Annotated in this window: 12 protein-coding genes and 1 other annotated feature; all 12 genes read left to right on the forward strand. The window is 45.9% G+C overall.

The genetic code is table 11. From position 1 onward, the window contains the following. Positions 1–284: 284 nt before the first annotated feature. Positions 285–508, reverse strand: a binding site (T-box leader). A 142-nt stretch (positions 509–650) separates the two neighbouring features. Next, the gene (locus tag AF333_RS04300) at positions 651–2,270 is read left to right on the forward strand and encodes a spore germination protein (RefSeq protein WP_043065101.1); all 1,620 of its coding nucleotides are present in this window, start codon (positions 651–653) and stop codon (positions 2,268–2,270) included. Beyond that, positions 2,270–3,484: a Ger(x)C family spore germination protein gene (locus tag AF333_RS04305; RefSeq protein ID WP_043065100.1), complete on the forward strand. Its 1,215-nt coding sequence runs from the start codon at positions 2,270–2,272 to the stop codon at positions 3,482–3,484. Before AF333_RS04300 ends, AF333_RS04305 begins: the two co-directional genes overlap by 1 nt. After that, positions 3,481–3,723 (forward strand): hypothetical protein, encoded by a 243-nt coding sequence (locus AF333_RS04310; RefSeq protein WP_043065099.1) that lies wholly within the window; start codon positions 3,481–3,483, stop codon positions 3,721–3,723. Before AF333_RS04305 ends, AF333_RS04310 begins: the two co-directional genes overlap by 4 nt. 14 nt (positions 3,724–3,737) lie before the next feature. Continuing rightward, a complete protein-coding gene (locus AF333_RS04315) occupies positions 3,738–4,889 on the forward strand; it encodes a GerAB/ArcD/ProY family transporter (RefSeq protein WP_043065098.1) in 1,152 nt (383 codons plus the stop codon). Positions 4,890–5,045: 156 nt separating this feature from the next. Continuing rightward, positions 5,046–6,233, forward strand: coding sequence for an MFS transporter (locus AF333_RS04320; RefSeq protein ID WP_043065097.1), 1,188 nt, complete (start codon positions 5,046–5,048; stop codon positions 6,231–6,233). A 54-nt stretch (positions 6,234–6,287) separates the two neighbouring features. Further along, complete coding sequence (locus AF333_RS04325) at positions 6,288–7,034, forward strand: amino acid ABC transporter ATP-binding protein (protein WP_302847935.1); 747 nt, start codon at positions 6,288–6,290, stop codon at positions 7,032–7,034. A 25-nt stretch (positions 7,035–7,059) separates the two neighbouring features. Beyond that, on the forward strand, positions 7,060–7,851 hold the full coding sequence (locus tag AF333_RS04330) for a DUF2797 domain-containing protein (RefSeq protein ID WP_043065096.1): 792 nt from the start codon (positions 7,060–7,062) through the stop codon (positions 7,849–7,851). A 128-nt stretch (positions 7,852–7,979) separates the two neighbouring features. Further along, a complete protein-coding gene (locus tag AF333_RS04335; protein WP_043065095.1) occupies positions 7,980–8,921 on the forward strand; it encodes an ABC transporter substrate-binding protein in 942 nt (313 codons plus the stop codon). 12 nt (positions 8,922–8,933) lie between these two features. Further along, a complete protein-coding gene (locus AF333_RS04340) occupies positions 8,934–9,986 on the forward strand; it encodes a FecCD family ABC transporter permease (protein WP_235355841.1) in 1,053 nt (350 codons plus the stop codon). Positions 9,987–10,006: 20 nt separating this feature from the next. Next, on the forward strand, positions 10,007–10,783 hold the full coding sequence (locus AF333_RS04345; protein WP_052811946.1) for an ABC transporter ATP-binding protein: 777 nt from the start codon (positions 10,007–10,009) through the stop codon (positions 10,781–10,783). A 280-nt stretch (positions 10,784–11,063) separates the two neighbouring features. Beyond that, a complete protein-coding gene (locus AF333_RS04350) occupies positions 11,064–11,423 on the forward strand; it encodes an arsenate reductase family protein (RefSeq protein ID WP_043065092.1) in 360 nt (119 codons plus the stop codon). A 27-nt stretch (positions 11,424–11,450) separates the two neighbouring features. Continuing rightward, complete coding sequence (locus AF333_RS04355) at positions 11,451–12,629, forward strand: LL-diaminopimelate aminotransferase (RefSeq protein ID WP_043065158.1); 1,179 nt, start codon at positions 11,451–11,453, stop codon at positions 12,627–12,629. Positions 12,630–12,745: the final 116 nt, after the last annotated feature.

Below are 12,745 nucleotides of genomic sequence, written 5' to 3' on the forward strand. Positions count from 1 at the left end.
CTGCCTTTCCTTGTTTTCTAAAAAATAAGAAAAACTCGCAAGCGTTGCCGCTCGTCCTTTTTCTACAACGAAGCCAAACGACCGCTTTCTGTCACTTTGGGCGGACCGACAAAACATCTGGGTATCTCGAATGAGGGAGACGGTTGTCGGTCTTTTTCACCCGCCGTGCCACACGCCTTGCGCGTTTTTCGAGTAATACGGTTGGAAGAAACGATATGTCGCTTTCTTGCTTTACAGCAGCATATCGTTTCTTAATCCATTAAAAAAAGCCTTCCGTCCCCATGAAAAAGGACGAAAGGCTTAGCTTCCGCGGTACCACCTTCATTGGCGATGCACAAATTGTGTACATGCCCGCTTACCTCGTTGATAACAGGGGGAGGGACCCTGGCCAGGTCATCCCTGGCACTCCGGGGTGGGTTCCGGCAAACCATGCGGCAAATCTCGCAGCGAGATGATTTGCTCTCTGAACGCAGGTTACTACCGTACTATTCCCCATCAACATGTTCGATTACTATCACGACGTTAATTTGTTTTTATTATGAAGAACCTTTACACAATTGTCAAGAACACTGCAAAAAATTGCAGGTTGTATATTTTGCCTGTTCCTGCACAACCTACTAGAGATTCTCTAAATGAAGCGGGTGACAAGAATGGGAGAATTTAAAAAGCCGAAACGGGCAAAGACCTTGAATGAAATAGAACAGGAAAAGGAACAAGAGCAGACTAATACCGATGTATTGAAAAGTAAACCGCTTGAAGAAATCGGAATCGATCCAATAACCTCAGTTAATGGAGAGCGGTTGAAAGCGATATTCAAAGACGTTGATGTATTCGTTTCACATCCCCTTACATTTCTAAACGCCAAAGCAGACTCAGACGGACGCGTTCCAGAAGGGGGGGTGTTTTTTCTTGACGATATGGTCAATGAAGATATTCTGGACCAGCATGTAATACGTCCTCTGCTGGAAATGGGACCGGAATCGTTCTTTGGACAGCATGTGGAAGACCAAGTCATTACCGCAAAAAAAATGGTACGAGTCGACAACCTTAAGACAGCGGTCGAGATGATTACTACAGGCAGCACACTCGTACATGTCGACGATATGGACCACATAATTGCAGTCATAACCTGCGGATTTCCGAGCCGTAGTGTAGCAGAACCGGAGGCTGAGCCATTGGTGCGCGGCCCGCGTGAAGGTTTTACTGAAAAGCTGCAGGATAATACGGCGCTTATTCGTAAACGTTTGCGCACACCGGAGCTGAAGTCCGAGATGATAAAAATCGGGCAGCGTAGCCATACGATGGTCTGCTTTATGTATATGCGCGAGCTGGTAGAGGAAGACGTATTAAACACAGTGCGTCAACGGCTGCAAAAAGTGGATATTGATATTCTGCTGGAAAGTGCGCAGTTGGAAGAATTGATTGAAGATAGTGTGTATTCGCCTTTCCCGCAAATGATATCAACTGAGAGGCCGGATAAAGTAGTATCAGCCCTGACGGAAGGCAGAGTCGCCATCATTATCGACGGTACGCCGTTCGTTCTTGTCGTTCCGTCTGTATTTTATGATTTTATGCAGGCGAGCGAGGACTTTTATCAACGCTTCTATTTCTCTACGGCCATTCGGCTTCTGCGTACAATAACCTTTCTTATCGCGTTGCTTGGCCCATCTTTCTATATTGCGATAACGACGTTTCACCAGGAGTTAATACCGACCCCACTGCTGCTGACTGTTATTTCGGCCCGGGCCGGCGTACCGTTTCCTGCTCTTGTCGAGGCGTTGATTATGGAGGTTTCGTTTGAAGTCTTACGGGAGGCAGGGGTGCGCCTGCCACGCCCGGTAGGTTCTGCGGTCAGTATCGTAGGCGCGCTCGTCGTCGGTCAGGCTGCGGTCGAAGCCGGAATTATTTCACAGGCAATGGTCATTGTTGTGGCATTTACCGGTATTGCTTCCTTCACTATCCCTGCTTTCAATATGTCTATGTCTACGCGTTTACTTCGTTTTCCGATGATGCTTATCGCCGCAGGACTTGGATTGTTCGGCATTGCAATCGCGTTAGTGGCGCTCGGCATCCATATGTGCAGTCTGCGAACGTTTGGCGTACCGTATATGTCGCCGATTGCTCCGATGCATGGACGCACGTGGGGGAGCGAGATTTTTGTATTGCCGTATCCGATGCGCAAGTGGCGGCAGGAATATATACAAAAGAAAGATTTAAAACGCTCGGATATGCCGGCCAATCCACCACAGCAGCAAGGGGGAGAACAGTAATGCAAAAAAAGTGGAAACCGCTTTTACTTACGGTTCTTCTCTTGCTGCCTCTGCTCCAAGGCTGTGGTACGGCGGAGGGCGGCATTGCAGTCCGGGAGCTAAACCAGCTTAATGTAGTGATGTTGACTGGCGTAGATTATGACCCTAAACATAAAAAATTTATTATCACGATCCAGTCTGTAAAACCGGCTACAGAGAAAGGTGTTGCGGTGTCCCCGGAGTCCGTCTACATGGCGCGCGCTACCGGCGATACAATTATGGAAGCTTCCAAGAATCTGCGCGCCCAGACCTCTGGTAGGCTCGTCTGGTTTCACAGTAAAGTGATCGTTTTCGGGGAAACGCTGGTAAAACAGCATGTAATGCGGGAAGTAATCGACTTCTTCGCACGCAACCGTGAAATCCGGTATTCAAGCTGGGTACTGGTGGCGAAGGGAAATGCGGAAGATATCATAACAGCAAAGCCTAATAGCGAGGTTATGATGGGCTACGAGCTGGTGGGCATTATCAATAACCAGGGGGAATGGGGAAGGACAGTTATCGTATCGTTACGGGATCTAATTAACAATTACGCAGACCCGTATACAGGATTTGTTACAGGACAAGTGAAAAAGGCCAAGATTAACGGAAAAGAAGAACGGATCATTATCACGAATGGAGTTGTGCTTAGTGCACTTAGTCCCAGGAACCCTATATACGAGAGTACGCTGGATAAGAAAGAGATGCGTACGCTTAGAATGTTCCAGGATTTCACAAAGCAAGAGCTTGAGTTTGTATATTCGACTCTTCTGGATAAAAAGAGCGAGCGAAAATTCGATACGGCCGTTCAAATGAAGGTAGATAATCGTAAAATAAAATCCACAATTGAAAATGGACGTCCGAAAATTACAATCGATTTATTCGTAGAGGGGACGATTTTGGAATCGGGGGCGCATGTTGATTTAGGGAAGAAGGAAACAGTTGCCGAATTGGAAAAAAGAATCGAGAACAAAGTCGTCGGGGATATGAAAAAATTGCTTGTTAAAATGCAGAAGCAACAAAATGTGGATATTTTCGGCTTTAGCCCTCTTATTCATCGTCAGCATAAAAATTACTGGCGTGAACATAAACAGCATTGGCGAGAGATCTATCCGAACATCCCTGTGCATATTAAAATTCATTGGATAAATTTGCGCACTGGTATGATCAATCAGGCGAAAGCGGGTGAGGCACGGTGATTCTTACGCTCATCTCTGTACTGTTTTGCATTTACATTGTATTAAGAATATGGATATTCCGTCGGCAAAAAGAGTGGAAAGACCTTGTTGTTTTCACGGTGGTAAGCGGGCTGGCATGTTATTTTCTGTTTACATCGAATCTCTGGTTGAAATCTGGAGCTCTGCTGCAGTTTATGCAACAGGTAACAGGCTCGACTGCCCGTAGGATGATTCTAGTGATTTTTGGCGTCGAGCTATAGGGGAGGAAGTGCATATGTATGAAAAGGGACGAATCTCTTCAGGCCAGCTGTTTATCATCATGCTTATTTATCTGACAGCCACATCGAGTAATACAAATTTTGATTTTGTCTACGGGGGACAGGATGGAGGAATTTCCAATCTAGTGGTTATTCTACCCGGTTTGCTTACGCTCTATCTCTTTTTGAAGCTGCAGGAACGTCACCCACGTAAAATCCTGTTTGAATATACGGAAGATATTCTCGGGAAGTGGCCGGGAAAATTCGTTAGTCTACTCTATGTTTGGTTCGCGCTTGAAGTGGCAGTCATGTCTTCTAGACAGTTTTCCGAGTTTATTGTCACTGTATTGACTCCAGAGCTGTCTGAACAAGTGTATATTATCGGAATTGTGATCGTAGGAGCTTATGCGGTATACCGTGGAATGGAAGCGATCGTTCGATTTGCTCAGATTGCCTTTCCTTTCTATTTATTTCTGCTGATATTTGTAAATATACTGCTTATCGGACAATTTAAGCTTGATAATGTTTTACCTTTTTTGGATCGGCCGATGGGGGAGATTCTGTTTGCATCCTATCTCCAATACGTATTTCCTATAGGAGAACTGATTTTCTTCATCGGGTTCTTTCCGTATCTGAAAAAGGATAAAAGAAAGGCATGGCTGCCGTATCTGGCTATTGTGCTGAGCGGATTGTACTTGGCCTACCGGGTCATTGTATCGATCGGTGTATTGGGGCAGGGGACGTCGCAAATTTCCAGCTATCCATATATCGCAGCGATTCGCTTCGTAAAAATTGGTGAATTTGTCGAACGAATTGATATCTTGTTCCTGGGTATTTACATTATGATTATTTTGCTGGAGTTCATTGTTGTATTTTATACGTTGGCACACGGAGTTGCCCACTTGACAGGCATGAAAAGTGTAAGTCCATTGGTGATTCCGCTGTGCTTTTTGATAGCTGGATTAGGACAAGGAATTATTAAAGACAGTCTCGATCTTAATATATACATTACCCAAATCCGGTCGGTAACGTCTCCTATCTTTGCCTTGCTGCTTCCTTTATTGTTGCTGATAGTGAGCCGCATCCGATTCGGCAAGGTACAGGATAACTCATCAGATAACGCAGCGAACAATACAGGGGAGCTTGCCGAGGGGAAGGCGACGAATTAAATTCGTCGCCTTTTTGTTTTGTGTACAGTACAATAGATGTTGAATTGTTTTATCCCTAAGACTCTGATAAGTATAACTACCTATCCGTGGGAGATAAAGAAAATCCCGCTAATGGAAGTTTTACTTTTATGTATTTTTTTTTGTGGAGAGTGGAAAATGACAAAAAGCGTATCGGCGAATTATCGATTTTTTATTCTTATTCTTGTTGTTATCATCGCCGGACTAAGTCAGGGACTGCTGCTCCCGTTGTTGGCCATTATTTTGGAAAAAGCGGGAGTGTCGTCTGGTGCGAACGGGCTGAACGCGGCTGCTTTATATATCGGAACTTTCCTTATAATGCTCGTTATTGAAAAGCCAGTACAGAAGCTTGGATATAAGCGAGTTATTACGATTGGTGTTGTACTGGTAACTGTGGCAACCGTGCTATTCCCCTTGTGGCAAAATCTCGTGTTTTGGTTTGTGCTGCGTATGCTTGTCGGAATAGGGGACAGCGCTCTTCATTATGCGTCCCAACTATGGATTACGTCCAGCAGTCCAGCTGGGAAGCGTGGACGACATATTGCTATTTATGGTATGTCCTATGCAATAGGATTCAGTATTGGACCATTAGGAATCAAGCTTTTGCCATACGGTATGTGGGTCCCGTTCGCAACTGTCAGCATCTTTTTTGTGTTGGCGTTTCTGTTGCTGTTAAGGTTGCCGCATGAATATCCCGTACAGGAAGAAAAGAGTCCTTCCGCGAAGAGACGATACGCGGGAGCGGTGCAACTTGCATGGTTTGCCCTGATTCCGTCATTCCTTTATGGATATATGGAATCATCAATAAACAGTAACTTTCCGGTATACGGTTTGCGTGTGGGCATAAGCGAGGGCTGGGTGTCACTCTTGTTGCCAGCCATCGGTATTGGCAGTCTGATTCTTCAATTGCCGCTCGGTATGTGGAGCGATCGCATCGGGCGTAAGCCGGTGTTAATGTTATCCGGATTTCTGGGCGCTCTGGCATTTCTGGCCGTTCCGTTGTTCAGTGCCCATGTGTGGGGTGTATTTGTAGCATTTATTATCGCGGGCGGACTGGTAGGCTCCTTCTATTCACTTGGTTTGGCATACATTGCTGATCTTGTACCCAAAGCATCTCTTCCGGCGGCTAACATTATCGCTTCCATTAATTTTAGTGTAGGAAGCATTGTTGGACCGAATCTTGGAGGTCTTGGAATCCAATATGTTGCTCCGGGAAGTATGTTTTATTTTCTCGGGGGCATGTTTCTATTATTTACGATTTGCGGCTTCTTTTTCCAGCGAGCAAAACAGCAGGAAGAGTCCTCGTTAATTCATTTTACAAATTAGTCTTTTTTCCTTAAAATAAAAAGGATAGAGGGCAGTCGGAAAGGGGAAAAAATCGTGATTATCCAGGTTAAAGATTTGCATAAATACTATGGTTCATTAGAGGTATTAAAAGGTATTGACTGTGTTATTAACGAGAAAGAAGTTGTTAGCGTTATCGGACCTTCTGGTTCAGGAAAAAGTACGTTTCTACGTTGTATGAATGGCCTGGAAGAATTGACAAGCGGACAAATTATTATTAATGGACATGATTTATCCAATCCGAAGATCAACATCAATCAGGTGCGCACGGAAGTGGGCATGGTATTTCAGCGCTTCAACCTGTTCCCGCATAAGACTGTAGTGGAAAATGTTATGCTGGCTCCATTGAAAGTATTGAAAGAAAATCCGGCACAGGCGCGTGAAAAAGCGTTACGCTTGTTAGAGAAGGTAGGGCTGCGCGATAAGGCAGATGTATACCCTGAAAAGTTGTCCGGTGGTCAGATGCAACGTGTGGCTATTGCACGCGCGTTGGCGATGAATCCGAAAATTATGCTGTTTGACGAACCGACGTCTGCACTTGACCCAGAATTGGTCGGTGAAGTGCTTGCCGTTATGAAAGAACTGGCGCAGGAAGGAATGACAATGGTAGTCGTCACACATGAGATGGGATTTGCCCGGGATGTATGTGATCGCGTTATTTTTATGGATCAGGGCATTATTATGGAAGAAGGAAAACCCGAAGATGTGTTTACGAATCCGAAGAATGAACGGACGCGTGAGTTTCTGCGTAAAGTAATCGATATTCCAGAAGAAGTACGCTAGTAACATACAGGCAGAGGAGAATAGTGTGAAACATACAGGATTTATTCAGGGATTCGTTCATCAATATGAAGAACCTGTGCAGTATAGATTGAAGCTTGACGGAGAAGCGATTCCGGTTAATGAATGGATCGGGAAGACAATACGTATCGCTACGCTCGGAAACATAGAGTGTATTCATTGTGGACGGAGCATCAAGAAAACGTATAACAGCGGATATTGTTATCCTTGTTTTACCCGCTTGCCTGAGAATGATTTATGCATTGTTAAACCTCATGAATGTCATTATCATCTGGGAACATGTCGTGACCCGGAGTGGGGTGAGGCGCATTGCATGATTCCACACTATGTGTATCTTGCGCTTAGCAGTGGGGTCAAGGTAGGGTTGACAAGGAAAAATAACGAAAAAAAGCGTTGGGTCGATCAGGGCGCGGTGCGCGCGATTCCAATTGCTGAAGTTCCGACGCGAAAAATCGCGGGAGAGCTTGAAATGTATTTAACACAATATGTGGCCGACAAAACGGACTGGCGCAAAATGCTCAAAGGCGAGGTAGAACTGGTGGATTTACTCGAGTTGCGCGAGGAGATTTATAGTCATTTCCCTGAGGAATATAAGCAGTATATTCTCAGAGAGGATGAATGGATGGATTTCGTGTATCCCGCTTCGGAGCGTATACAAAAGGTAAAGGCGTATAATCTGGACAAGCAGCCGGTAGTTGAAGATCGGCTACTTGGAATTAAGGGACAGTACTTTATCTTTGAAAACGGCGTACTGAATATGCGTAAGTATTGTGGTTATAAGGTCGAAATCAGCGAGTAAACGGAAAGAAGCAGAAGGCAGGCGGCCGTCTGCTTCTTTTAAGGATGCAGAGTCGCGATGAACTTAAAGTCAGGAGACCTGCCTGTTTGCGGTGTTAGTACTTCATATGTATAGGGGCGAGACAAGCAATGAAGAAATACATATCGATAGGAGTAACTGTGTTGCTAATGGTTTTATTGGCAGCATGTGGTGCGAACCCTGCACCGAAGTCTTCAGGTGATACGACACAAACTCCTGTCCAGGAACAATTTCCGCTTACCATAACGGACAGTACCGGAACAGAAGTGAAGATTGAGAAGAAGCCGGAGCGAATCGTCTCTGTTATGCCGGGCACAACAGAAATCGCATATGCGGTGGGCGCTGGTGATAAGGTAGTAGGTGTATCTAATTACGATAACTACCCGGAAGACGTTAAAAAGAAAGAAAAAGTAGGCGATTTAAAAGTCAATATAGAGAAGGTTGTCTCATTGGAGCCTGATGTCATCTTGGCAGACACCGGAAATGGGGAGGCGGTTGACGCACTGCGTAAAACAGGGCTTCCTGTAGTTGTAATGGAAGCCAAGACATTTGATGAAATCTACAAATCGATCGAAATGATCGGTAAGGCGACCGGCAACGATGCGAAAGCGGCTGAAGTGGTTGGCAAGATGAAAACGGACGTGCAAGATGTGCAAGACAAGGTGAAAGCCGTACCGCAAGAAAAGCGCCCGAATGTCTGGATTGAAGTAGACCCTTCCCTGTTTACAGCCGGTACAGGTACGTTTATGCATGATTTGGTCACGCTGGCAGGCGGCAAAAACATAGCGGGCGATCTGGACGGGTGGAAGCAACTATCTGAAGAGAAAGTGTTACAGCGGAATCCAGATGTAATCATGAACACGTATGGTTATTATGATAAGGAGGGCGCCGCAAAGATTAAACAGCGGCCGAAGTGGCAGCAAATCAAAGCGATAAAGGATGGGCGGGTATTCGCAGTTGATTCCGACGTAGTCAACCGTCCTGGACCACGCATTACTGAAGGGTTGAAAGAAATCGCAGAAAAATTGCATCCGGAGTTATTTCAAAAATAAGGACTGATGGGCTTGAAGGAAGGTCAACGAAGATTTGGGAAGAAGCTAGGGCTCTGGCTACTTCCCCTTCTTTTTGTGCTTTTGCTTGTGGTTATCGGCAGTGTTTCGCTGGGGAGTGCGCAGTTGTCTTTTTATGTAGTGTGGAAAATTATTCTTTCTCATGTTCCTTTTATACCTGACATGGAGAAAGATTGGTCTAAAGCGGCGGAGGTCATTGTCTGGAATATTCGAATGCCGCGGATTTTACTGGCGATTCTCGTCGGTGCGGCACTGGCGGTAGCCGGAGTGGCCTATCAGGGAGTGCTCCGTAATCCGCTGGCCGATCCATATATTCTTGGTGTATCATCGGGAGCTTCGCTTGGGGCTGCCTGTTTTATGATGTTCGGGCAGAGTATTGCGCTTTTCGGACAGTGGACGTTGCCGCTCATTGCATTCATTTGTGGAATGGGGACATTGTTTGTCGTATATCGCCTTGCTTATATGGCTGGAAAGGTTCAAATGGAAACGTTGCTTCTGTCCGGTGTAGTCGTACAAGCATTTCTCGGTGCCGGGCTCTCGCTGGTGATGTCGATGTCCGGCGAGAAAATGCAACGCATCTTCTATTGGCTGATGGGTAGCCTGACCTTGAGCGACTGGTCCTCAGGTGTGGTAGTGGCACCGTATGTTATTCTCGGCGGACTTATTATCTTTCTGTTTGCCGGCGAATTGAACCTGCTTGCATTTGGAGAACAGAAAGCTCATCATCTTGGCATGAACGTAGAACGTACACGCCTGGTGATTTTGATTGCAGCTTCGTTGACTGCTGGGGCCGCAGTATCAGTTTCTGGTGTTATCGGATTCGTCGGACTCATTGTCCCCCATATTATGCGGGCGATCGTTGGTTCCGACCATCGTGTGTTGTTGCCGATATCAGCAGTGGCGGGAGCGATTCTGCTCATTGCAGCTGATACGATTGCACGTACCGTAATGGAACCGCAGGAGCTACCTATTGGGGTCATTACCGCATTTTTAGGTGCCCCGTTCTTTGGATACTTACTGCGTAAAAGAAGGCAACGTTTCTTCTAACTGTATAGGGAGGCATGCATATGATTCAAGCAACTGACGTAAGCCTGCAAATCGGACAGCGGGAAATATTATCGAACATTAGCTTTCAGGTGAGAAGAGGAGAGACGCTGGGGATTATTGGACCGAATGGATCTGGTAAGTCATCGCTTATAAAAGTAATATCACGCCTGTTCGTACCATCGACAGGTAGTATATTACTGGATGAAAAACCGCTCGTCTCCTATTCTTCCAAAATGCTGGCGCGCAAAATGGCGGTTGTTAGTCAGGAAGGAATGGCGCCGTTACCGATTACGGTAGAGGAAGCGGTGGCGATGGGACGCTATCCGTACCATGGTTTTTTTCGACGTAATACGGCGCAGGATGCAGAAGTCATTCAGCATGCGCTTGCACGTACCGGTCTGGAAGCGATGGCATGCAAGTTACTGGAGCAATTGAGTGGTGGAGAGCGTCAACGGGTTGCCATCGCTTGCGCGATGGCACAGGAACCGGAAGTGTTACTGCTCGACGAGCCGACAACTTATCTTGATATCGGCTATCAAATTGGTATTCTTAATCTTGTTCGTGAATGGCGAAGGGAAACGGATGGAACAGCGGTGCTGGTGCTTCATGACTTGAATCTGGCTGCACAGTACTGTGATCGGTTGATTCTGATGGAGAACGGCAGGATGACGCACAGTGGTACCATCGAAGAAACTATGGAAGCGCAGTTATTATCGGATGTATATGGAGTAAAGCCTCTCATCGTCACGCATCCGAATTTGCAAATCCCTCAAATTCTTCTTGAACGCTCCTCCTGATAGAGGGTGCTCAAAAGTCCGGGAAATAGAGCTGTGAATTTCTGCGTTGAGTTGCTCCTCCGTTGCTCGGGTCTGCCGTGCCTTGAACTTCACGGTTAGGTTTGTCCTCCTTTTTGAACACGCTGTGATAAGGTAGATATGCTGAAAAAAAGTTTTGATGTGAAGTTAGGAAAAACGAAAAGGATTTGGTACCTTATCTATCGAATAAACAAAGAGTTCGAAACACGAAATTATGTTAATTTGTTAAAGCAGTATTTATTAGTAGAAGGGTTGTGACTATATGGCAGATATTACAGCATATTTATATAATAAGTGCGGCACATGCCGCAAAGCGAAAAAATGGTTGGAAGAGCAAGGCATTGCTTACTGTGAAGTGCCGATTGTAGATACGCCGCCAGAAAAAGAGCAGCTTCGTGCATATTGGCAGCAAAGCGGTCTTGAACTAAAGAAGTTTTTCAATACGAGCGGACAGTCGTATCGGGAGCTTGGCTTGAAAGATCGCCTTAAAGATATGTCCGAAGAAGAGATGCTAGACCTTCTCGCAGCGGATGGTAAGCTGATTAAGCGGCCATTACTCGTAGCAGAAGGAAAAGTGACTGTCGGCTTCAAAGAAGAGGAAATGGAGAAAACGTGGAAGTAAGGAGGAAGCCGCGTGGAGACGATACGTATGATTCAGCCCGCTAAACGTTTATCGGGGCTTACGTCCGCCATTTTTACAGAAATGAACCGTAGGAAACGGGAAGTACAGGCCCGTGGTATAGAAGTGATTGATCTAGGCATTGGAAGCCCGGATCAGCCACCTTCTCCGTTGGTAATGGAAGCGCTCACGAGAGCTGTACAGAACCCGGATAACTATGGATATCCAACATCAGAAGGTTCTGTCCATTTCCGTGAGACAACGGCCCGATGGTATCGCCATCGTTTCGGTGTAGAGCTTGATCCGGAGCACGAGGTATTGTCGCTCATGGGATCGCAGGATGGTCTGGCGCACCTGGCTCAAGCCTGGATCAATCCCGGAGATGTGGTGCTAGTGCCTGACCCGGGATATCCGATTTATTTCGCAAGCGTTACACTGGCGGACGGAGAGGTTTATCCGTTGCCGTTGCGTGAAGAGAACGGTTTTCTTCCGGATTTTTCGAATATTCCGGCCGAGATTAAGAACAGGGCTAAACTAATGATACTAAACTATCCGAACAACCCGGTTGCGGCGATAGCCACGGATGACTTTTTTGCAGAGGTCGTGGCATTTGCGACGAGTAACCGAATTATTGTAGCACATGACCTTGCATATTCGGAGCTGGCGTTTGATGACTATCGCCCGCCGAGTTTTCTGGAAACACCAGGTGCAAAAGAAATCGGTGTCGAATTCAATTCATTCTCTAAAAGCTTTAACATGGCTGGCTGCCGCATCGGTTATCTGGTCGGAAACCGTGAAGTTATTAAGCCGTTAGCTGTAATTAAATCCAACATCGATTATGGTGTGTTTCTCGCCGTTCAGGAAGCGGCCGTAGCGGCGATGCAACATGACATCGAGCATCCCGAAGAAAATGGGAATGGTGCGTTGTATCAAGCACGCCGCGATGTTTTGCTAGACGGGCTGAAAGAAATCGGCTGGAATATTCCGAAGCCCAAAGCGACAATGTTCGTCTGGGCGCGTGTACCAAACGGATGGACATCAGAAACGTTTGCATTTACGCTACTCGAAAAAGCCGGAGTTGTCGTAATCCCTGGCAATGCGTTCGGTGTACAAGGTGAAGGATACGTGCGTATTGCGTTGGTAAAATCGATCGATGTTTTAGAAGATGTAATTATGCGTATTAAAGAATCAGGAATACTTTTTACATAAATTGTACATGTTACATGATGTGTGTTACGTTCCTGTAACAGCCTCTTCATAAAACTTTAACAAGCTTAATTAGAATAATTACAATTTTGTATTGACTGTCATCTTGTTGCTTGTTA

The organism is Aneurinibacillus migulanus, from assembly GCF_001274715.1.
GTDB classification, from domain to species: domain Bacteria; phylum Bacillota; class Bacilli; order Aneurinibacillales; family Aneurinibacillaceae; genus Aneurinibacillus; species Aneurinibacillus migulanus.

Excerpts from the sequence above, each read along its gene's own strand:
- AF333_RS04300 (WP_043065101.1), top strand. The coding sequence starts at position 651 with ATGGGAGAATTTAAAAAGCCGAAACGGGCAAAGACCTTGAATGAAATA.
- AF333_RS04305 (WP_043065100.1), top strand. The coding sequence starts at position 2,270 with ATGCAAAAAAAGTGGAAACCGCTTTTACTTACGGTTCTTCTCTTGCTG.
- AF333_RS04315 (WP_043065098.1), top strand. The coding sequence starts at position 3,738 with ATGTATGAAAAGGGACGAATCTCTTCAGGCCAGCTGTTTATCATCATG.
- AF333_RS04320 (WP_043065097.1), top strand. The coding sequence starts at position 5,046 with ATGACAAAAAGCGTATCGGCGAATTATCGATTTTTTATTCTTATTCTT.
- AF333_RS04335 (WP_043065095.1), top strand. The coding sequence starts at position 7,980 with ATGAAGAAATACATATCGATAGGAGTAACTGTGTTGCTAATGGTTTTA.
- AF333_RS04345 (WP_052811946.1), top strand. The coding sequence starts at position 10,007 with ATGATTCAAGCAACTGACGTAAGCCTGCAAATCGGACAGCGGGAAATA.
- AF333_RS04350 (WP_043065092.1), top strand. The coding sequence starts at position 11,064 with ATGGCAGATATTACAGCATATTTATATAATAAGTGCGGCACATGCCGC.
- AF333_RS04355 (WP_043065158.1), top strand. The coding sequence starts at position 11,451 with ATGATTCAGCCCGCTAAACGTTTATCGGGGCTTACGTCCGCCATTTTT.